The sequence below is a fragment of the Kitasatospora sp. NPDC088861 genome (assembly GCF_044750105.1).
In the GTDB taxonomy this organism is placed as follows: Bacteria; Actinomycetota; Actinomycetes; order Streptomycetales; family Streptomycetaceae; genus Kitasatospora.
In genome coordinates this window covers 15,123-36,530 of the sequence record NZ_JBIVJF010000008.1, presented here as the reverse complement: position 1 = coordinate 36,530, position 21,408 = coordinate 15,123, and the positions used below count along the sequence as shown (strand labels likewise).

General features: G+C 73.2%; 13 protein-coding genes and 1 pseudogene. All 14 read left to right on the top strand.

Features of this window, described 5'->3' with window-relative positions:
- The first annotated feature begins 284 nt into the window (after positions 1-284).
- The 14 genes and pseudogenes from ACIP37_RS16520 (at position 285) to ACIP37_RS16455 (ending at position 21,406) form a co-directional block, all read left to right on the top strand.
- Complete coding sequence (locus ACIP37_RS16520) at positions 285-1,262, top strand: hypothetical protein (protein WP_400806278.1); 978 nt, start codon at positions 285-287, stop codon at positions 1,260-1,262.
- A gap of 288 nt (positions 1,263-1,550) precedes the next feature.
- A complete protein-coding gene (locus tag ACIP37_RS16515; protein ID WP_400806275.1) occupies positions 1,551-2,075 on the top strand; it encodes a TIGR00730 family Rossman fold protein in 525 nt (174 codons plus the stop codon).
- Positions 2,076-2,088: 13 nt separating this feature from the next.
- Entirely contained in the window at positions 2,089-2,778 is a 690-nt protein-coding gene (locus ACIP37_RS16510) for an SDR family oxidoreductase (RefSeq protein ID WP_363582130.1), read from the top strand.
- Between the two features lie 34 nt (positions 2,779-2,812).
- Entirely contained in the window at positions 2,813-3,820 is a 1,008-nt protein-coding gene (locus ACIP37_RS16505; protein WP_400806272.1) for a methionine synthase, read from the top strand.
- A gap of 22 nt (positions 3,821-3,842) precedes the next feature.
- Positions 3,843-6,137 (top strand): NAD-dependent DNA ligase LigA, encoded by a 2,295-nt coding sequence (gene ligA / locus ACIP37_RS16500; protein ID WP_400806484.1) that lies wholly within the window; start codon positions 3,843-3,845, stop codon positions 6,135-6,137.
- Positions 6,138-6,495: 358 nt separating this feature from the next.
- Positions 6,496-7,983 (top strand): annotated as a pseudogene (locus tag ACIP37_RS16495) (putative bifunctional diguanylate cyclase/phosphodiesterase); the annotation flags it as partial.
- Positions 7,984-8,488: 505 nt separating this feature from the next.
- A complete protein-coding gene (gene gatC / locus ACIP37_RS16490) occupies positions 8,489-8,785 on the top strand; it encodes an Asp-tRNA(Asn)/Glu-tRNA(Gln) amidotransferase subunit GatC (protein WP_030057414.1) in 297 nt (98 codons plus the stop codon).
- Between the two features lie 5 nt (positions 8,786-8,790).
- Positions 8,791-10,284 (top strand): Asp-tRNA(Asn)/Glu-tRNA(Gln) amidotransferase subunit GatA, encoded by a 1,494-nt coding sequence (gene gatA, locus ACIP37_RS16485; RefSeq protein ID WP_363633231.1) that lies wholly within the window; start codon positions 8,791-8,793, stop codon positions 10,282-10,284.
- A complete protein-coding gene (locus ACIP37_RS16480) occupies positions 10,281-10,556 on the top strand; it encodes a hypothetical protein (RefSeq protein ID WP_363582138.1) in 276 nt (91 codons plus the stop codon). Before gatA ends, ACIP37_RS16480 begins: the two co-directional genes overlap by 4 nt.
- 77 nt (positions 10,557-10,633) lie before the next feature.
- The gene (gatB, locus tag ACIP37_RS16475) at positions 10,634-12,145 is read left to right on the top strand and encodes an Asp-tRNA(Asn)/Glu-tRNA(Gln) amidotransferase subunit GatB (RefSeq protein ID WP_363582140.1); all 1,512 of its coding nucleotides are present in this window, start codon (positions 10,634-10,636) and stop codon (positions 12,143-12,145) included.
- 256 nt (positions 12,146-12,401) lie between these two features.
- Complete coding sequence (locus ACIP37_RS16470; RefSeq protein WP_159398431.1) at positions 12,402-12,560, top strand: hypothetical protein; 159 nt, start codon at positions 12,402-12,404, stop codon at positions 12,558-12,560.
- Positions 12,561-12,694: 134 nt separating this feature from the next.
- Positions 12,695-15,736 (top strand): helix-turn-helix transcriptional regulator, encoded by a 3,042-nt coding sequence (locus tag ACIP37_RS16465; protein ID WP_400806267.1) that lies wholly within the window; start codon positions 12,695-12,697, stop codon positions 15,734-15,736.
- Between the two features lie 549 nt (positions 15,737-16,285).
- Complete coding sequence (locus tag ACIP37_RS16460; RefSeq protein ID WP_363582164.1) at positions 16,286-19,219, top strand: EAL domain-containing protein; 2,934 nt, start codon at positions 16,286-16,288, stop codon at positions 19,217-19,219.
- Positions 19,220-19,552: 333 nt separating this feature from the next.
- Positions 19,553-21,406, top strand: coding sequence for an acetolactate synthase large subunit (locus ACIP37_RS16455; RefSeq protein ID WP_400806264.1), 1,854 nt, complete (start codon positions 19,553-19,555; stop codon positions 21,404-21,406).
- Positions 21,407-21,408: the final 2 nt, after the last annotated feature.

Genomic DNA, 21,408 nt, shown 5'->3' with positions numbered 1-21,408 from the left:
GCCGAGGCGGCACTGTCGATGACCTCGCTGGAGTGGCAGCAGGCCTACCTCGCGTAGCGTGCATCCCGAACTCATGCGCGAGCACTCGCCGCAGTGAATTCATGACTGTCCGTCAAATCCGCTGATCTGTCGGCGTAAACTGCAATGGCCACCGCCCAGTTGGGCGGTGGCCATTCCCGCGTACGCCCGTAAACTTGGCGGTTCCGGCGCACGCGCATAACACCTCGGCCAGTATGCCAGCCCGGACGCGCTCCGGCTCGCATATCGGCCACGAAAGGCCGAACGTGCCCGTCGCCGTCACCACCGAAGCCCTCGCCCTCTCCCGCCCCACCGGCACCCCGCCCGCCAACGAGTTCCGGGTCCGCATCGGGCAGTGGATGCAGAGCGTCCCGACCGGTGGGCCCTGGAAGTCCCTCGGGCCGTCCTTCGTCCTCTTCCTCATGCACGCCGCGCAGAAGGCCGACGCGGACGGGACCAACCTCCACTGCCCGCCGTCCAACCTCTGGTTCTCCCGGGCCTGCCGGGTCTCCAAGGACTCCGTCCCCGGCTTCTACCGGGCCGCCGAGGCGGCCGGGGTCATGGCCCTCGTCCACGGCCCCTCCGGCACCCGGGTTCGCGGCTACGCCGTCACCGTGCCCCTGGGCGGCGTCCCCGACTGGGACGCCGCCCTCGCCGTCCTGCGCGCCGACGCCCGGCGCGTCAAGCAGGAGCAACTCCGCTGCGCCGCCGGTAAGTCCGCACGTGCGGAGTCGGTGAAGTCCGCACCTGCGGCGCTGCCGAGGCCGCGCTGCGGCGAACGGAAGTCCGCACGTGCGGAGCCGGACAAATCCGCACGTGCGGGCTCGTCGCTCCGCACGTGCGGACGCAACCAGGAAGTCCCTTACCAGGACAAGAAGATGGTTGCTGTTGTAGTGACGGGTACCACTCCGCGCGCGAGCGAACAGCCCGCACCGGCACCGCTGCCGCCGCCGCCCGACCCCACGGGCTGGGAGCGGATGACCGAGCACCTGCCGCCCGACCTCCAGGAGCCCGCCCGCGCCGTCCCGGAGGACGACCTGCTGCGCCGGTTCACCACCATGGCCGTCCGGGCGGGCTGGGCGTCCCCGGGTTGGCTGGCCGCCCGCCTGGCGTCCCACCGGCCCGAGAACACGCCCGGCGCCGACCCCGCGGACCGTCTCGCCGCCGCTCTGGTCGCCGTCCTGGGTGTCCTCTCGGACCGACACGCCCACCCGGGCCGGGGGCTCCTGCCCTCCTGCGCGTGAGCAGCAGTGCCGGCCAAGGGGGACGATCACCCTGTCGACCCGGCCGGATCGAACGCTCCTGGCATACTCGCAGTGCCGGCTGCGCGGCTTCCTCGCACGGGACAACGTGACTGCCCGGGCCCGGGAGGTGGACTGCTACCAGCTCTCAGCAGCCCGAAGGCCGAATCGGCAACTCGCCGCGGCCGCCGGCACACCCTCCGGAGAGGACGGCATGATGCTCGGAGGAGGCTGGCCGAGGCCTAAAGCCGGTGAGTGAGTGCGCCGGGGCGTGATAGACCAGATGGCACTATGAACATCACAGTCTTCTGCTCCGCGTACTCGCTCGACGACCGCTACACCGCCCCCGCCGCCGAGTTCGCGCGGCTCCTCGGCGAAGGTGGCCACACCCTGGTGTGGGGCGGGTCCAACGCCGGGCTGATGGGGCTGCTGGCCGACGAGGTGAAGGCGGCCGGCGGGAAGCTGGTCGGGGTGCTGGTCGAGATGCTCAAGCACAAGGGGTACGTCGGCGCCGACGAGCTCGTCATGACCCGTGACCTGGCCGAGCGGAAGGCGGAGCTGGCGGCCCGGGCGGACGCGATCGTCGTGCTCGTGGGCGGGCTGGGCACCCTCGACGAGGTGACCGAGGTGCTGGAGCTCAAGAAGCACGGCATGTTCGACAAGCCGGTGATCGTCCTGGACACCGAGGGCTTCTACGCGGGCCTGCGCACGCAGATGGAGCGGATGGACGTCGAGGGCTTCCTGCCCCGCCCGCTCGCCGAGCTGATCCGGTTCGCCGACACCCCGGCCGAGGTCTTCGCGCAGCTCAAGGCCTGAGAGGATCACCACCATGGCCACTCATCTGATCACCGGCGCCGGCTCCGGCATCGGCGCCGTCCTCGCCGAACGCCTCGCCGAGCGCGGGGACGACCTCTGGCTGCTGGCCCGCGACGCCCGCCGCGCCGCCGAGCTGCGCGAGCGCTTCCCCGGGGCGAAGACCCTGGTCGGGGACCTCGGCGACCCGGCCAAGCTCTCCTGGGCCTTCGGCCACCAGGCGCTGCCCGTCGAGCTGGACTCCGTGCTGCACGTCGCGGGCATGGTCGAGCTGGGCACGGTCGGCGACCTGTCGGTCAAGGCCTGGCAGGAGACGCTGAACGTCAACCTGGTCGCCCCCGCCGAGCTGACCCGGCTCCTGCTGCCCTCGCTGCGCCTGGTCAAGGGGCACGTGGTGTTCGTCAACTCCGGGGCCGGGCTCTCCGCCCATGCCGAGTGGTCGGCCTACGCGGCGAGCAAGCACGGCCTCAAGGCGCTGGCCGACGCGCTGCGCCAGGAGGAGCACCCGAACGGCGTCCGGGTCACCTCGGTCTACCCGGGCCGCACCGCCACCGCGATGCAGGCCAAGGTGCACCAGCAGGAGGGCAAGGCCTACGACGAGGACCGCTGGATCGCCCCCGAGTCGGTGGCCAAGGCGATCCTCGCCGCCCTCGACGCCTCCCGTGACGCGGAGCTCACCGACATCACCGTCCGCCCGGGGCGCTGAAACGCGCGCGGCGCCGCGCACTAGGCTCGGGCGGGTGAGCACCCCACAGCCCTTCCCCGACCTGCGCGGCGCCGCCACCGGCGTCGGTTCGCTGCCCGGCACCGACGCCCGGGAGGCCGCCAAGACCTCCACCGGGGCGTTGGAGCAGCTGCCGTTCCTGCCCGAACTGCCCGCCCGCGGGCCGGGTGCCGACATGATCGGCCGTGGCGCCGGCCTGCTGGTCGAGCTGTTCGCGCAGACCGAGCCGAGCGGCTGGCGCTTCGCCGACCGCCCCGGCCGGGACACCCGGCGCGCCCACTCCTGGCTGCGCGAGGACCTGGACGCGCTGGAGGAGTTCACCCAGGGCTACCAGGGCGCGCTCAAGCTGCAGGCCGTCGGGCCGTGGACGCTGGCCGCCTCGATCGAGCTCAAGTACGGCGAGAAGGCGCTCTCCGACCCCGGCGCCTGCCGGGACATCGCCGGTTCGCTCACCGAGGGCCTGCGCCGCCACCTCGCCGACGTCCGCAGTCGGGTCCCGGGCGCCCAACTGGTCCTCCAGCTCGACGAGCCCTCGCTGCCCGCCGTGCTGGCCGGTTCGGTGAAGACCGCCAGCGGCTTCCAGCGGCTGCGCTCGGTGGACCGGCAGGTCGCCGAGGAGGTGCTGCGCGAGGTCATCCGTGGCCTGGACGTGCCCGTCGTCGTGCACTGCTGCGCGCCGGACGTGCCGATCCCGCTGCTGCGCCGGGCCGGTGTGGCCGGGGTCTCGCTGGACTTCTCACTGCTGACCGAGCGGGACGACGACCTGGGCGAGGCGGTCGAGGCGGGCACGGCGATCCTCGCTGGTGTCGTGCCCTCCACTGACCAGGCGGTGTCCGACCCGGCCGGTAGTGTCCAGGGTGTCAGGACCTTGTGGCGCAGGCTCGGGTTCGCCCCGGAGCTGCTGGGCCGCCGCGTGCTGGTGACGCCGACCTGCGGGCTGGCCGGGGCGTCCCCGGCGTACGCGCGCAAGGCGCTGTCGCTTGCGGCGCGGGCGGCGCAGAGCCTGGTGGACAACCCGGAATGAGAACGTAGGAGGGCTTGCGGTGGTGGCTGTCGAGGGCTGGGAGGACGTCCCTGCGGAGGTGCGCAGGCGGCACGCCGAGCTGGTCGTGGAGATCACCGAGCACCGCGCCCGGTACTACGTGCAGGACGCCCCGGTCGTCAGCGACGCCGAGTTCGACGTCCTGATGCGCGAGCTGGAGGCGATCGAGGCCGCGCACCCGGCCCTGGTGACGCCGGACTCGCCGACGCAGGAGGTCGGCGGCGACGTCGCGGAGGGCTTCACCAAGGTCGAGCACCGCGAGCGGCTGCTCAGCCTCGACAACGCCATGGACGACGAGGAGCTGGCGGCCTGGGCGGACCGGGTCGCCCGCGAGCTGGACGGCATCGACTACCACTACCTGTGCGAGCTCAAGGTGGACGGCCTGGCCGTCAACCTCACCTACGAGCGCGGCCAGTTGGTCCTCGCCGCGACCCGGGGCACCGGCCGGGTCGGCGAGGACATCACCGCCAACGTCCGCACCATCAAGGAGATCCCGCAGCAGCTCACCGGCGACGACCTGCCCGAGCTGGTCGAGATCCGCGGCGAGGTCTACCTGCCGACGGAGGCCTTCGAGGAGCTGAACGCCTCGCTGGCGGCGGAGAACGAGCGCCGCCGGGCGGAGAACGAGGAGCGCGCGAAGGAGGGCAGGCGTCCGCAGGCGCTGGTCCACCTGTTCGCCAACCCCCGCAACGCCGCCGCCGGTTCGCTGCGCCAGAAGGACCCGCTGGTCACCGCGTCCCGTCCGCTGCACATGGTGGTGCACGGCATCGGCGCCCGGGTCGGCTTCGACATCGACTGCCAGTCGCACGCCTACGACCTGCTGCGCGCGTGGGGCCTGCCGACGGCCCGGCACAACAAGGTGGTCGGGACGCTCGACGAGGTGCGGGCGTTCATCGAGCACTTCGGCGAGCAGCGGCACTCGGTCGAGCACGAGATCGACGGCGTCGTGGTCAAGGTGGACGAGATCGCCCTGCAGGGGCGGCTCGGTTCCACCTCCAAGTCCCCGCGCTGGGCGATCGCCTGGAAGTACCCGCCGGAGGAGGTCACCGGCAAGCTGGCCGCGATCAAGGTCGGCATCGGCCGCACCGGCCGGGCCACCCCGTACGCGGTGCTGGCCGAGCCGGTGAAGGTGGCCGGCTCGATGGTGCAGTACGCGACGCTGCACAACCAGCAGGTCGTCAAGGCCAAGGGCGTGCTGCTCGGCGACACCATCGTGCTGCGCAAGGCCGGTGACGTCATCCCGGAGATCCTCGGCCCGGTGGAGAGCCTGCGGGACGGCACCGAGCAGGAGTTCGTGATGCCCTCGCACTGCCACGAGTGCGGGGCCGAGCTGCGCCCGATGTCCGAGGGGGACATCGATCTGCGCTGCCCCAACGCGCAGTTCTGCCCGGCGCAGATCCGCGAGCGGATCGCCTTCCTGGGCGGCCGTTCTTCGCTGGACATCGAGGGCCTGGGCTATGTCGCGGCGACCGCGCTGACCCAGCCGCTGGAGCCGGCAGAGGCGCCGGTGCGGGACGAGGGCGACATCTTCGGCCTGACGATGGAGCAGTTGCTGCCGATCGAGGTGCTGGTCCGCGACCAGAAGACGGGCATGCCCAAGCTGGACGACCGCACCGGCGAGGAGAAGAAGGCCACCTTCTTCGCGAACCAGAAGGGCGAGCCCAAGAAGACGGCGGGCGTGCTGCTGGAGAATCTGGAGAGGGTGAAGGAACGTCCGCTGTGGCGCTTCCTCAACGGCCTCTCGATCCGGCACGTCGGGCCGGTCGCGGCGCAGGAGCTGGCACGGGAGTTCCGGGACCTCGACCGGATCTTCTCGGCCACCGAGGAGGAGCTGGCCGCCGTCGAGGGGGTCGGGCCGATCATCGCCCGCTCCGTCGTCGAGTGGTACCAGGAGGAGTGGCACCGGGGGATCCTGGAGAAGTGGCGCGCGGCCGGCGTCCGCTTCACCGAGGAGCCCGCCGACGAGGAGGAGGCGGAGCGCCCGCTGGAGGGCCTGACCGTCGTGGTCACCGGCACCCTGGCCGGGCACACCCGGGACGGGGCCAAGGAGGCGCTGACCTCGCGCGGCGCGAAGGTGACCGGTTCGGTATCGAAGAAGACAGATTTTGTTGTGGCCGGTGACAACCCCGGGTCCAAGTACGACAAGGCCGTTCAGCTCGGACTGCCGGTCCTGGACGACGCCGGCTTCGCCGTGCTGCTCGCCGACGGAGCGGCCGCGGCCCGTGCCCACCTCGGCCTGCCCGAGGTCGGGGAGGCCCCCGCCGAGGCCGCTCCGGAGGCCGACCCGAGCGGAGCGTGACCGAGCCCGTCTTGTTATCGTCCTGATGCAACGTCACCGGGTGTCGCGCCGTGGAAGCGGGCATTGTGTCACTGTGCGACACCCGGGCGCGGTGGCGCGTTTCCGGTTGTCCGAAAGTCTGCCCACCGGGTGGACCCCGGCATACCCTGGAGCGCAACAGAGTGTCAGCAGGGGTGGGGGCACCGGCTGAGCCGGTGCTCCGCGGGGTCGCTCCATGCCCGGCAGCTGTCGGTACCGGCACGGTGCCTCACCGTAAGGCGGCCTGACGGGGCGGGCCCGACGGAGGACAGGGCTTATGGATCGTACGACCGGCGGTGCGCCCACACGCCCGCCGCAGGGGGTGGCAGGTGCGGTCCTGCTGCTCGGCGTGCTGCTGGCCGGCGCCGCGCCGCTCATCCCGCTGGCCGTCCTGGTCTACCGGTACGAGCCCGAACTGCTGCCGCTGTTCGCGGTGCCGCTGGCGGTGCTGGTCGCCGCCTGGCGGATCGCCCGCGACCGCGCCCGTGACCAGCTGACCGACCCGCTGACGGATCTGCCCAACCGTCAGGCCCTGTTGATGGCCGCCCAGGAGGCGATCGCGGAGCGCGCGGAAGGTTACAGCGTCGGTCTCATCCTGCTCGATCTCGATCGCTTCCGATCGCTCAACGACACCCTCGGTCACACCGCCGGCGACCGGCTGCTGGTGCACATCGCCCGCCGGCTGCACCGCGCGCTGCGTTCCGGAGGCCCGGCCGGCAGCGCCACCCGGGAGTCCATCGACGACGTCTTCGCGGGCCTGCCCCGGAACTACCGGCGCGGCCGCCCGATGGTGGCCCGGATGGGCGGCGACGAGTTCGCCGTGCTGCTGCCCGGCATCAACTGCCCGGACAGCCTGGAGCGGGTCGCCAAGGCGCTGATCGCCGAACTCGCCGCGCCGATCCGGCTGGACGGGCTGCTGCTCGTGCTGGAGGCCAGCGCCGGCGTCTGCGTCTACCCGCAGCACGCCCAGGACGCCGAGGCGCTGCTGCGCCGCGCCGACGTGGCGATGGGCCACGCCCAGCGCGGTTGCAGCGGCGTCGCGCAGTACGACGAGACCCAGGACGCCGACACGCCGTACCGGATAGGGCTGCTCGGCGACCTGCGGCGGGCGCTGGAGACCGGCGAGGTGCAACTCCACTACCAGCCCAAGGTGGCCTTCGACGGCCGGGTGGTCGGCCTGGAGGCGCTGCTGCGCTGGGAGCGCCCCGGCCAGGGCCGGGTCTCGCCGGACGAGTTCGTCGGGCTCGCCGAGTCCAGCGGCCTGATGCCCCGGCTCACCGACTACGTGCTGGAGGCCGCCGTCGGGCAGCTCGCCTACTGGCGGGAACAGGGCCTCCAGGTGCAGGTCGCGGTCAACGTCTCCCCGCGCGACGTGCTCAACCCCGGCTTCGCCCAGCGCGTCGCCGGCCACCTCGTCCGCCACCAGGTGCCGGCCCACGCGCTCCAGCTGGAGATCACCGAACGGCTGCTGCTGGACGACTCCCGCCGGGCCGCCGACACCCTCGCCGAACTGCGCGGCTACGGCGTCGGGATGTCCCTGGACGACTTCGGCACCGGCCACTCCTCGCTGGTGCGGCTGCGCAGCCTGCCGGTCGGCGAGCTGAAGATCGACCGTTCCTTCGTCTCCCGGATGGTCGCCGACGACCACGACGCGGCGGTGGTGCGCTGCTCGGTGGAGCTCGCCCACTCGCTGGGCCTGACCGTGGTCGCCGAGGGCGTCGAGGACGACGAGACCTGGGAGCGGCTGCACTGCATGGGGGTGGACGCCGTCCAGGGCTGGCTGGTGTCGGCGGCGCTGCCGGCCGAGCAGGCCACCGCCTGGCTGCGGGTGCACCGCACCGGCGCCCCGCCGGTGGAGCGGCTGGTCCCCCCGCCGGGCCGGCTGCCGTCGGCCCTCCACGCGGTGCAGGGGGGCCAGGGCCTGCCGGTCCAGCCGGTGCTGCCGCAGGCCGTCCAGCCGGTGGTCCAGCAGGCCATCGCGCCGGTGCTGCCCCCGACCCTCCCGTCGGTGCTGCCCCCCGTGCTGCCCCCGACCCTCCCGCAGGCCGTGCAGGCCGTGCAGGCCGTTCAGACGGTCCAGGCCGTGCCCGCGCCCCAGCCCGTGTCGGCCGCGCAGATCGAGATCAAGGCGCCGGGCGCGCAGAGTTGGGCCCGCACCAGGCCGCAGTGACGGGCGCGCTCGCTCACTCGTTGGCCGGTGGCCGGGCCGGGCCCCATAGGATGGGGTCCAAAGACCACGAGGACGGAGCACCGGACCGGTTGCTCCTGCCCGGGCCCGGCACCGCCTGCGCGCGGCGCCGGGCCTCACCAGAACTCACCCTGAGGATCGCTGCATGCCTGGCATCACGCGCGAGGAGGTCGCCCACCTCGCCCGGCTGTCGCGTCTTGAGCTGAAGCCCGAAGAGCTGGACCACTTCGCCGAGCAGCTCGACGTGATCATCGGCGCGGTCGCCCGCGTTTCCGAGGTCGCCGGACAGGACGTCCCGCCGACCTCCCACCCGCTCCCGCTGACCAACGTGATGCGCGCGGACGAGGTGCGGCCGTCGCTCACCCCGGAGCAGGCGCTGTCCGGCGCCCCCGCCGCCGAGGAGCAGCGTTTCCGTGTGCCGCAGATCCTCGGGGAGGACTGACCGAGATGACCGAGTTGATCAAGTACACCGCCGCTGAGACGGCCTCCGCCATCGCCAGGGGCGAGGTGTCCGCCGTCGAGGTGGCGCAGGCGCACCTGGACCGCATCGGCGCCGTCGACAAGAAGGTCAACGCCTTCCTGCACGTCGACACCGAGGGCGCGCTGAACGCCGCCAGGGCCGTCGACGAGAAGCGCGCCAAGGGCGAGGAGCTGGGCCCGCTGGCCGGCGTCCCGCTCGCGCTGAAGGACGTCTTCACCACCAAGGGCGTGCCGACCACCTGCGGCTCCAAGATCCTCGAAGGCTGGATCCCGCCGTACGACGCCACGCTGACCACCCGTCTCAAGGACGCCGGCGTGGTCATCCTCGGCAAGACCAACATGGACGAGTTCGCGATGGGCTCCTCCACCGAGAACTCCGCCTACGGCACGACCGGCAACCCGTGGGACCTCTCCCGCATCCCCGGCGGCTCCGGCGGCGGTTCGGCCGCCGCGCTGGCCGCCTTCGAGGCCCCGCTGGCGATCGGCACCGACACCGGCGGCTCGATCCGCCAGCCCGGCGCCGTCACCGGCACCGTCGGCGTCAAGCCGACCTACGGCTCGGTCTCCCGCTACGGCCTGGTCGCCTTCTCGTCCTCGCTGGACCAGGGCGGCCCGTGCGCCCGCACCGTGCTGGACGCGGCGCTGCTGCACGAGGCCATCGCCGGGCACGACCCGCTGGACTCCACCTCGATCGACGCGCCCGTCCCGGCCGTGGTCGAGGCCGCCAAGCTGCGCGACGTGCGCGGCATGCGGATCGGCGTGGTCAAGGAGTTCGCCGGCGAGGGCTACCAGGCCGGCGTGATGGAGCGCTTCAACGAGTCGGTGGAGCTGCTGCGCGAGCTGGGCGCCGAGGTCGTCGAGGTCTCCTGCCCGTCCTTCACCCTGGCGCTGCCCGCGTACTACCTGATCGCGCCCAGCGAGGCCTCGTCCAACCTGGCCCGCTTCGACGCGATGCGCTACGGCCTGCGGGTCGGCGACGACGGCTCCCGCTCGGCCGAGGACGTCACCGCCCTGACCCGCGAGGCCGGCTTCGGCCCCGAGGTCAAGCGCCGCATCATCCTCGGCACCTACGCCCTCTCCTCGGGCTACTACGACGCCTACTACGGCTCGGCCCAGAAGGTCCGCACGCTCATCTCGCGCGACTTCGACGCCGCCTTCGCGGGCGTGGACGTGCTGGTCTCGCCGACCACGCCGACCACCGCCTTCCCGATCGGCGAGCGCGCCGACGACCCGATGGCGATGTACCTGGCCGACCTCTGCACGATTCCGTCGAACCTCGCGGGCAACGCGGCCATGTCGCTGCCCTGCGGTCTGGCCCCGGAGGACAATCTCCCGGTCGGCCTGCAGATCATCGCACCCGCGATGGCGGACGACCGCCTGTACCGGGTGGGCGGCGCCGTCGAGGCCGCACTCAACGACAAGTGGGGGCACACCCTGCTGGAGGAGGCACCGGCACTGTGAGCAGGATCGAGAAGGCCAAGGCCCCGTCGTCCCTCAAGGCACCGTCGTCCCTGAAGGGCTTCAAGCACAGCAAGCCGGGCCTGTGGCTGTCCATCGGCACCAGCGCCTTCGGCGCGGTCTCGGTCGTCAAGGACGTCCGGAAGGCCCGCGAGGAGAGCGACACCCTCAAGCTGGTCAACGCCCTGGTCGGCGCCGCCGCGCTGATCACCGGGACCGCCCTGCTGGTGCGCGAGCTGCGCCAGCTCGGCTCCGACGACGTCCTGCTGGGCTGAGCTGAGCGCCCCGGCCCGGCCCCGCGCGAGCGGCGGCCGGGCCCGTACCTCCCAAGTCTTTTAGTGAAGGGGACGCTGTGAGCGTCATGAACCTGGTCTCCTACGAGGACGCTCTCGCGTCGTACGACCCGGTGATGGGCCTTGAGGTCCACGTCGAGCTGGGCACCAAGACCAAGATGTTCTGCGGTTGCTCGACCGAACTGGGTGCCGAGCCGAACAGCCAGACCTGCCCGACCTGCCTGGGCCTGCCCGGCTCGCTGCCGGTGGTCAACGAGATCGGCGTGGAGTCGGCCGTCAAGATCGGCCTGGCGCTGAACTGCGAGATCGCCGAGTGGTGCCGGTTCGCGCGGAAGAACTACTTCTACCCGGACATGCCCAAGAACTTCCAGACCTCGCAGTACGACGAGCCGATCGCCTTCAACGGCTACCTCGACGTGCAGCTGGAGGACGGCTCGACCTTCCGCGTGGAGATCGAGCGCGCCCACATGGAGGAGGACACCGGCAAGTCCAGCCACGTCGGTGGCGCCACCGGCCGCATCCACGGGGCCACCCACTCGCTGCTCGACTACAACCGGGCCGGCATCCCGCTGATCGAGATCGTCACCAAGCCGATCGTCGGGGCCGGCGAGCGCGCCCCCGAGGTCGCCAAGGCGTACGTCGCCGAGCTGCGCGAGCTGATCAAGGCGCTGGGCGTCTCCGAGGCGCGGATGGACAAGGGCCAGATGCGCTGCGATGTCAACCTGTCGCTGCGCCCCAACGGCACCGAGACCTTCGGCACCCGTTCGGAGACCAAGAACGTCAACTCGCTGCGCAGCGTGGAGCGGGCCGCCCGGTTCGAGATCCAGCGGCACGCCACGGTGCTGACCGACGGCGGCACGATCATCCAGGAGACCCGGCACTTCCACGAGGAGGACGGCAGCACCACCTCGGGCCGGATCAAGGACAACGCCGAGGACTACCGCTACTTCCCCGAGCCGGACCTGGTGCCGATCGCCCCCGCCCGCGCCTGGGTCGAGGAGCTGCGCGCAGGCCTGCCCGAGCTGCCGCGGGTGCGCCGGGCCCGGCTGCAGGCCGAATGGGGCCTGTCCGACAAGGACATGCAGTCGGTGCTGAACGCCGGCGCCGTCGAGCCGATCCAGGAGACCATCGCCGCCGGCGCCCCGGCCGACCAGGCCCGCAAGTGGTGGATGGGCGAGCTGGCCCGCCGGGCCAACGAGACCGGCACCGAGCTGAGCGAGCAGCCGATCACCCCGGCGCAGGTCGCCCGGGTCACCGCGCTGGTCGCCGAGGGCAAGCTGAACGACAAGCTGGCCCGCCAGGTCATCGAGGCCGTGCTGGCCGGCGAGGGCGAGCCGGACGAGGTCGTCGAGAAGCGCGGCCTGGCCGTCGTCTCGGACGACTCCGCGCTCGGTGCGGCCGTCGATCAGGCCATCGCCGAGAACGAGGCGATCGCCGCCAAGATCCGTGACGGCAAGGTCGCCGCGGTCGGCGCGCTGGTCGGTGCGGTCATGAAGGCCACCCGCGGCCAGGCCGACGCGGCCCGCGTCAAGGACCTGATCCTGGAGCGGCTCGCCGTCGAGGGGCAGTAAGCACAACCCAGAGAATCTGGGCGTCTTTGCCTGAGGTCCTAAGGCGTCTAAGGCGTCTAAGGCACTCTAAGTAAGGCCTAAGGCCCGGTCTCACCTCTAAAACGAGGTAAGACCGGGCCTTGGTCGTTCCCGGGCCCCGATCTAAGGCATCCGGGGCCCGGAAGATCGGTAGGGCTTCCGATGCGGCACCCCCCGCTGGGAGAGGAAGCTCTTACTCGACAGCGAAACGCAGTGAAACCCACAGGGGGAACCGAAAGTGATCGAGTACGAGCTCATCCAGCAGCACGCCCACGAGCTGGCCGTCCGCGCCGAGCACGAGCGCCTGGTCCGGGAGGCCAAGGAGGGACGCCGCCTGCGGCAGCGTCCGGTGGCCGCCCGCTTCCAGCGGCGCCCCGCGCGCCAGCGCGAATGCTGACGGACCGGCACCACGACGGTGCCGAGGGAGTTTCGGAGGGGGAGGCGCAGCAGGGGAGCGCCTCCCCCTCCGGGCGTTCGCCAGGGGAGATAACCCCTCGGCCCGCCACCTCCGGCTATGGCATGCTCGCCTCCATGCAGCAGATATCGGTGAGTCCCGTCTTCGTCGGCCGCGGCAGCGAGATCACCGAACTGACCGACGCGCTGCGCCGGGCGGGCTCCGGCAGCCCGCAGGCCGTGCTGATCGGCGGCGAGGCGGGCGTCGGCAAGACCCGGCTGCTGGAGGAGTTCCTGCAGCGGGCCGCCGCCGGGGGAGCGGTCACCACGCTCGGCGGCTGCCTGGAGATCGGCGCCGAGGGCCTGCCGTACGCCCCGCTGGCCGCGGCGCTGCGCCGGCTGCACCGCTCGCTGGGCGCCGAGCTGGAGGCCGCGGCGGCCGGCAGCGAGGGGCACCTGGCCCGGCTGCTGCCCGAGTTCGGCGAGGCCGACGGCGAACCCAACGACGAGTACGGCCGGGCCCGGCTGTTCGAGCACACCGCGAGGCTGTTCGAGCGGCTCGGCGCGGAGCGTACCCTCGTGTTCGCCGTCGAGGACCTGCACTGGTCCGACCGCTCCACCCGCGAACTGCTCGCCTTCCTGGTCCGCACCCTGCACCGGTCCCGGGTGCTGCTGGTCGCCACCTACCGCTCCGACGACCTGCACCGCCGCCACCCGCTGCGCCCCTTCCTGGCCGAGCTCGAACGACTGCGCACCGTCCAGCGGCTGGAGCTGGAGCGGTTCGGCCGCGGCGAGGTCGCCGCCCAGCTGGCCGGCATCCTCGGCACCGCCGACCCCGACCGGAAGCTGGTGGACCGCATCCACCGCCGCTCCGAGGGGAATCCGTTCTTCGTCGAGGAGCTGGCCACCGCCTTCGAGGACGGCTGCGGCGCCGGGCTCACCGACTCGCTGCGCGACATCCTGCTGGTCCGGGTGGAGAGCCTGGACGAGGAGGCCCAGCGAGTGGTGCGGATCGCCGCCGAGGGGGGCTCGCACGTCGAGCACGCCCTGCTGGCGGCCGTCCTGCACGACGACGAGGAGGCGCTGATCGAGGCGCTGCGGGCGGCCGTCGGCGCCAACATCCTGCGCCCGGACGGCGAGGGCGAGGGCTACCGCTTCCGGCACGCGCTGGTCCGCGAGGCGGTCTCGGACGACCTGCTGCCCGGTGAACGGCACCGGATCAACCGCAAGTTCGCGCTCGCCGTGGAGGCGAAGCCGCAGCTGGTCTCCTGCGACGCCCTGCCCGCCCGGCTGGCCAACTACTGGTACCACGCGCACGACCCGGCCCGCGCCCTGCCGACCGCCCTGGACGCCGCCCGGGCGGCCCGCCGCCGCAACGCCTTCGCCGAGCAACTGGGCATGCTGGAACGGGCCCTGGAGCTGTGGGACATGGTCTCCGAGGAGGTGCTGGCGCACACCCTGCGCCCGTACGACTGGGCCGAGACCTATCCGCCCGGCTCCTGCGACCACAGCACCGCCGACGGGGACTGCGACCGGATCCAGCTGGTCGACGTGCTGGCCGAGGCGGTGGTCGCGGCCCGGCGCTGCGGCGACCGCGAGCGCGGCCTGAGCCTCGCCAGGCGGGGGCTGCGGCTGGTCGACGAGGCCGTGCACCCGGTGCGCGCGGCCTGGTTCCGGATCAACCGGGCCCGGATGCTGGGCAATCTGCGCCGCTCCGGTGACGACGAGGAGATCCTCCACGCGCACCGGCTGGTCGACCACCTGCCGCCGTCCGCCGTCCAGGCCGAGGTGTTCGCGCTCGGCGCCGGGGTGGCGATGCTCAAGAAGCCCGGCCCCGAGCACATCGAGCTGGCCGAGCGGGCGATCCGGATCGCCCAGGAGGTCGGCGCGCACTCCGTCGAGGTGCACGCCCGGATGACGCTCGGCGGCCTGCGCTACGACGTGCACGGCGACGCCGACGGCGGGCTGGCCGAACTGGCCGGGGCGGTCGAGGCAGCCCGCCGGCTGGGCGTGCCCGACCTGCTGCTGCGCGGCGTCAACAACCTGGCCAGCATGCAGCGCGGGGTGGGCCGGGCCGAGGAGGCGGTGGTGCTGGCCCGCGAGGGCCTGGTCTACGCGGACGGCAACGGCCTGCTGCGCAACATCGGCACCATCCTGACCGGCAACCTGGCCGAGGCGCTGACCGACCTGGGGCGGATCCGGGAGGCCGCCGAGGTGCTCGACGCCTGCGAGCTGACCAGCCTGACCGGCACCCACGCCGAGTTCCTGGACCGGATGCGCGGCGACCTCGCGCTGCTGCGCGGGGACCTGGCCGGCGCGGCGACCATGCTGGCGCAGGCCCGGTCGGCCAACCGGGTCGGCCAGCTCCAGCACAGCGTGCCGATCAGTCGGCTGGCGGTGCGGATCGCCGCGCTCGCCGGCCGGCCGATGGAGGCCCGGGAGGAACTGCTCGCCGCGCTGGCGGAGGAGGGGCGGCTCGGCCACGAGTCCGACGTGTACCCGCTGCTGGTCGAGGCCGCCACGGTGGAGGCGGACAGCCGGGGCCTGCCGGAGGCCGCGGCGGGCCGGACCGAGGCGCTGGCCGCGATCGCCGCGCGGGCGGCCCGGCTGCGGCCGCGGGCGCCGGTGCACCACGGCTGGGCCCGGCTGCTGGAGGGCGAACTGGCCCGCGCCGAGGCCGCCGACACCCCGGAGCAGTGGGCCGCCGCGGTCGCCGCGCTGCGCCCGACCGGGCTGCCGTACCCGCTGGCGGTCGCCCTGCTGCGGGCCGGCGAGGCCGAGGTGCTGGCCGGGCGGCGCGAGGCCGGGGCCGAACTGCTGCGCGAGGCTCGGGAACTGGCCACCGTCCGGGGCGACCGTCCGCTGCTGGCGGAGGTCGCGGGCCTGGCCGACCGGGCCGGGCTGACGCTGACCCCGGTGGCGGCCGCGCGCCCGGCCGCCGGGCCGGCCGCGACCCCGCCCGTCGGGGAGTCCTTCGGCCTCACCCCCCGTGAGCGGGACGTGCTCCGGTTGCTGGCGCGCGGCTGGAGCAACCGGCAGATCGCGGAGGAGCTGTACATCTCTCCGAAGACCGCGAGCGTGCACGTTTCCAACATCCTGGGCAAGCTCGCGGTCACCGGTCGGGGTGAGGCGGCGGCGCTGGCGCACCGGTTGCGGCTGTTCCCGGACGATCCGGCTTAGGCCGGACAGGACCTGGGCCGTGTCCGGCCCGGGCCTCCCGATGACCCGTGCGCCCGGCGCCGGGCCCCCGACCGTCTCCGGTCCGGGTGGCCCGGGGCCGGGCGCCGTCGCGTGCTCCCGTGCGCGCCGCGTGAGCCCCCGGCCGCGCGCCGCCGCCAACCGGGCCGATCCGCCGGAATCGGGTGCATTTCCCCACCCCGTCGCCATTACTCTAAGTTGAGTGCATGTGTCATTGAGTGACGGATTTGGTGTAGGGTCCCGATCGGGAACATCGGTGCGGTGTGGTGACCGGAAGGCCGCCCACCCCCTGGGCCTCCGTCCTGACGGGGCGCCAGGCCACCGCGTACGGCCAAGAGGCGCGCGGCCGGTGGCCCGTGGCCGGGGCGCCAGGCCCCGGGCCGGAGGGGGAGAGGCCGAGTGAGCTCCACCGATACGGTGCTGCCCGGGGCCGGACGGCCGGGCGTGCCACCCGCCGACGCGTCCGAGCCCGACGCGTCCACGCCCGGCGCAGCCGCAGCCGGCGCGTCCGCCCCCGGCCGGCGCGGCCCGCTGTGCCGGCTCCGGGAGAGCCGGACGCTGCCCGGCCTCGTCCTCGGCGCGCTCTGCCTGGCCTACGCCCTGGGTGCCGCCACCGGCTGGGGCTCTTTCCAACTCTCCATCTTCATGGGCGACTTCGGCCTGGCCGCGGCGGCGCTCGCGGCCGCGCTGTCCTGCCTGGTGTACGGCTGCACGGCCGGCGGGCGCGCCCGCCCGGCCTGGCTGCTGTTCGGCCTCTCCTCGCTCATGGTGGCCTGCGGCAACGGCACCTGGGGCTGGTACGAACTGGTCGCCCGCAGCCCGCTGCCGCAGGACTCGCTCGCCGAGTACGCCTTCCTGCTGTTCTCCCCGCTCGCCATCACCGGTGTGCTGGTGCTCGCCCAGCGCCCGCGCTCGGCCGCCGGCTGGCTCTGCCTGCTGCTCGACGGCTGGCTGATCGCCGGCTCGCTGTTCACCCTCAGCTGGAGCCTGGCGCTCGGCCGGATCGCCGCCGGCGAGGCCGGCTCGCCGCTGCGGCTGGCCCTCAACCTGGCCTACCCGGTCCTGGACATCCTGCTGGTCAGCCTGGTCGTCGGGCTGCGCTTCGGCGGCCGGGACGGCAACCGGGCGGCCGTGCACACCGCGATGGTGGCGCTGGCCGTCACCGTCCTGTGCGACGCCCTGTTCACCTCCCCGGAGCTGCGCAGCAGCTACCGCTCGGGCGAACTGCTGGACGCCGGCTGGTTCTCCGGCAGCCTGCTGCTGGCCTGGGCGCCGTGGTCGCCGCGCTGGCGCCGCCCGCTGCGCGAGCACCCCTCGGCCGGAGGCCTGCCGCGCCGCCGGGTGGCCACCACCTTCAGCGCGCTCACCCCGTACGCGGCCGCCGCGGTGTGCACCGCCGGGATCCTCTACAACGCCCTCGGCGGGCGGGAGTTGGACCGGGTGGTGGCCGCGGCGGCCTGCACCGTCGGCCTGGCGCTCATCCTGCGCCAGGGCGTGATGCTGCTCGACAACCTCTCGCTCGCCCAGGAACTCGCCCACAAGGAGGCGCACTTCCGCTCCCTGGTGCAGGGCTCCAGCGACGTCATCATGATCGCCGGTGCCAACGGCGTGCTCTCCTACGTCTCCCCGGCCGCGCTCGGCGTCTACGGGCGGGACCCGGAGGAACTGGTCGGCGGCAACCTGCTGGACCTGGTCCACCCGGAGGACGTGGACCGGGTGCTCGCCGAGGTCCGCCGCTACCTGGCGAGGGTCCGGCTCACCGCCCACCGCTCCCCGGGCACCGCCGAGCCGTCCGCCCGGGTGGAGTGCCGGATCAGCTCCGGCGGCGGCGAGTGGCTGCACGTCGAGTCGACGGTCAGCCGGCACCGCGACGGCCTCATCCTCAACAGCCGGGACGTGACCGAACGCGTGATACTCCAGGCCCAGTTGCAGCACAACGCCTTCCACGACCCGCTCACCGACCTGCCCAACCGGGCGCTGTTCGCCCAGCGGCTGCGGGCCGCCCTCGGCGCCCGCGGCCAGCAGGGCGAGGGCGGCGCCGGGGTCGCGGTGCTCTTCCTCGACCTGGACGGCTTCAAGGCGGTCAACGACACGGCCGGCCACCAGGTGGGCGACGAACTGCTGGTGCAGGCGGCCCGCCGGCTCCAGGGGGCCGTCCGCTGCGGGGACACCGTCGCCCGGTTCGGCGGCGACGAGTTCGCCGCGCTGGTCTGCGGCCCGCTCGGCCGGCTCCAGGTCCAGGAGCTCGCCGAGCGGCTGCGGGTCGCGCTCTCCGAGCCGTACTGGATCGGCGGCGCCGAACTCGGTGTCGCCGCCAGCATCGGCATCGCCTTCGGCACCCCCGAACGCGGCCCGGCCGCCGACCCGAGGGCGGCCACCGACGAGCTGATGCGCAACGCCGACCTCGCGATGTACCGGGCCAAGTCCGAGGGCAAGGGCCGGGTGGTGCTCTACAACCCCGCGATGCGGGCCGATCTGGAGCGCCGCACCGAACTGGAGGAGCGGCTGCGGGCCGCCGTCCGCGAGGGCGGCTTCACCCTGCTTCACCAGCCCGTGGTGGACCTCGCCAGCGGCGCGGTGACCGGCGTCGAGGCGCAGGCCCGCTGGCGCTCGGCGGGCGGCCTGCTGCTCACCCCGGCCGAGTTCCTGCGCTCGGCCGACCACGGCGACGCGGCCACCCGGTTCTCCCGCTGGCTGGTCCAGGAGGCGGTGACGGCCGCGGCCAACCGGCGCGGCCAGTCCGGCCGCGGCCGCAGCGGCCCCGCGCCCGTCCCGGTCGCGGTCCGGCTCTCCACCGAGCGGCTGTGCTCGCCCGGTCTGTACGAGACGGTGGCCGCGGCGCTGCGCGACAGCCGACTGCCGGCCGGCGAGCTGGTGATCGAGGTGGCCCGGATGGGCCCGGACTCGCTCGCCGACGAACTCGGCCGCCGGCTGGCCGCGTTGCGCCGGCTCGGGGTGACCACCGTGCTGGCCGGCTACGGCGCCGGCAGCGGCTCGCTCGGCGAGCTGGCCCGGCTGCCCCTGGACGGCCTCAAGCTGGACCGCACACTGGTGCAGGACCTCGGGGAGTCCGCGCTCAGCCGCACGCTCGCCGGGCACGCCCTGCGGCTCGGCCACGACCTCGGTCTGGTCACCGGCGCCGAGGGGGTGGACCTGCCCCGCCAGGTCGCCGCGCTCCAGGAGCTGGGCTGCCGGCAGGGCCAGGGTTCGGCCTTCGCGCCGCCGCTGGACGAGACCCGGCTGCGCCGGGCGCTGGTGCGCCGGGGCTACCCGCTGCCCAGGCCGCTCGGCTCGGTCTCGGCCCGGCGCGCGTACCTGGCCGCGGAGGCCCGGACGGGTGGCCGCGGGGAGGGCGGCGGGGGGCGTGTCGTGCATCACCACGGTGCCCCCGACCTGCCCGAACGCCGCGCGGTGACCGGTCCAGGGCCGGGTCCGCATGGCGAGACGGTCATCCCACCTGCTTGACACGCGCCCCCGGACAGGAGGAGGGTCGTTGCCATGCGCACCCGAATTCTCGTACTTGGCGGGCGCGTCGGCTGAGCGGGCTCACACGCCCCGCTTGTGACAGACCGACGCGCCACCCCTCGCATGCCCTTGGCACGAGGGGTTTTTTGTTGCACTGACGCTGTTCCACCACCGCAAGACCCCTGGCTCCGACCGCCCGATCCGCCCCGATTCCCGGGGAGGAAGCGGGACGATTGGGGCAGAGCCGGCGATCGGCCCGCAACCGGGACCCCACCCTCGCACCACCGGGGCCCGCAACCACCGGGCCGGCACATTCCGAGAAGAGACAGGCAGATGACTGAGCACGCCGCATCCCCCCGCCGCGGGGACACCACGGCCGCCCACGCTCCCGCTCCCCAGCACGTCGTCGAAACCATGACCGGCGCCCAGTCGCTCATCCGCTCGCTGGAGGCCGTGGGCGCGGACACCGTCTTCGGCATCCCGGGCGGGGCCATCCTTCCCGCGTACGACCCGCTGATGGACTCGGCCAAGGTGCGCCACATCCTGGTCCGGCACGAGCAGGGCGCCGGCCACGCCGCCACCGGCTACGCCCAGGCCACCGGCCGGGTCGGGGTCTGCATGGCCACCTCCGGCCCGGGCGCGACCAACCTGGTGACCCCGATCGCCGACGCCTACATGGACTCCGTGCCGATGGTCGCGATCACCGGCCAGGTCTCCTCCAAGGCGATCGGCACCGACGCCTTCCAGGAGGCGGACATCTGCGGCATCACGATGCCGATCACCAAGCACAACTACCTGGTCACCGACCCCTCCGAGATCCCCCGGGTGATCGCCGAGGCGTTCCACATCGCCGCCACCGGCCGCCCCGGCCCCGTCCTCGTCGACATCGCCAAGGACGCGCTCCAGGCCACCACCACGTTCCGCTGGCCGGTCGAGCTCTCGCTGCCCGGCTACCGGCCGGTCACCAAGCCGCACGCCAAGCAGATCCGCGAGGCCGCGAAGATGCTGGTGGGCGCCAAGCGCCCGGTGCTGTACGTCGGCGGCGGCGTGATCAAGGCGCAGGCCACCGCCGAGCTGCGGATCCTCGCCGAGCTGACCGGCGCCCCCGTGGTCACCACCCTGATGGCGCTCGGTGCCTTCCCCGACAGCCACCCGCAGCACCTGGGCATGCCCGGCATGCACGGTTCCGTCCCGGCCGTCACCGCACTCCAGAAGACCGACCTGCTCTTCACCCTCGGCGCCCGCTTCGACGACCGCGTCACCGGCAAGCTGGACAGCTTCGCCCCGCACGCCAAGGTCGTCCACGCGGACATCGACCCGGCCGAGATCGGCAAGAACCGCCCCGCCGACGTGCCGATCGTCGGCGACGCCCGCGAGGTGCTGGCCGATCTGATCGTGGCCGTCCAGGCCGAGTTCGACGCCGGGCACAAGGGCGACTACTCGCAGTGGTGGGAGAAGCTCGACGAGTGGAAGAAGACCTACCCGCTGGGCTACGAACCGGCCCCGGCCGGCCGGCTCTCCCCGCAGCAGGTCATCGAACGGATCGGCCGACTGGTCGGCCCGGAGGCGATCTACGCCGCCGGCGTCGGCCAGCACCAGATGTGGAGTTCGCAGTTCATCCGGTTCGAGAAGCCGGGCACCTGGCTCAACTCGGGCGGCGCGGGCACCATGGGCTACGCCGTCCCGGCCGCGATGGGCGCCAAGGCCGGCCGACCGGACACCCCGGTCTGGGCGATCGACGGCGACGGCTGCTTCCAGATGACCAACCAGGAACTGGCCACCTGCGCCCTGAACGACATCCCGATCAAGGTCGCGGTCATCAACAACGGCTCGCTCGGCATGGTCCGCCAGTGGCAGACGCTGTTCTACAACCAGCGCTACTCCAACACCGTGCTGCACGCCGGCCCCGACCACGACGGCATCGCGCCGCCGGCCCAGGGCACCCGGATCCCCGACTTCGTGCTCCTGGCCGAGGCGATGGGCTGCGTCGGCCTGCGCTGCGAGCGCCCCGAGGACCTGGACGCCGTCATCAAGCAGGCCATGGAGATCAACGACCGCCCGGTCGTCATCGACTTCATCGTCCACCAGGACGCCATGGTCTGGCCGATGGTCGCGGCCGGTACCAGCAACGACGAGATCCAGTTCGCCAAGGGCATCCGCCCCGACTTCGGCGACGACCTCGACTAACG

Excerpts from the sequence above, each read along its gene's own strand:
- ACIP37_RS16515 (WP_400806275.1), top strand. The coding sequence starts at position 1,551 with ATGAACATCACAGTCTTCTGCTCCGCGTACTCGCTCGACGACCGCTAC.
- ACIP37_RS16510 (WP_363582130.1), top strand. The coding sequence starts at position 2,089 with ATGGCCACTCATCTGATCACCGGCGCCGGCTCCGGCATCGGCGCCGTC.
- gatC (WP_030057414.1), top strand. The coding sequence starts at position 8,489 with ATGCCTGGCATCACGCGCGAGGAGGTCGCCCACCTCGCCCGGCTGTCG.
- gatA (WP_363633231.1), top strand. The coding sequence starts at position 8,791 with ATGACCGAGTTGATCAAGTACACCGCCGCTGAGACGGCCTCCGCCATC.
- ACIP37_RS16465 (WP_400806267.1), top strand. The coding sequence starts at position 12,695 with ATGCAGCAGATATCGGTGAGTCCCGTCTTCGTCGGCCGCGGCAGCGAG.
- ACIP37_RS16455 (WP_400806264.1), top strand. The coding sequence starts at position 19,553 with ATGACTGAGCACGCCGCATCCCCCCGCCGCGGGGACACCACGGCCGCC.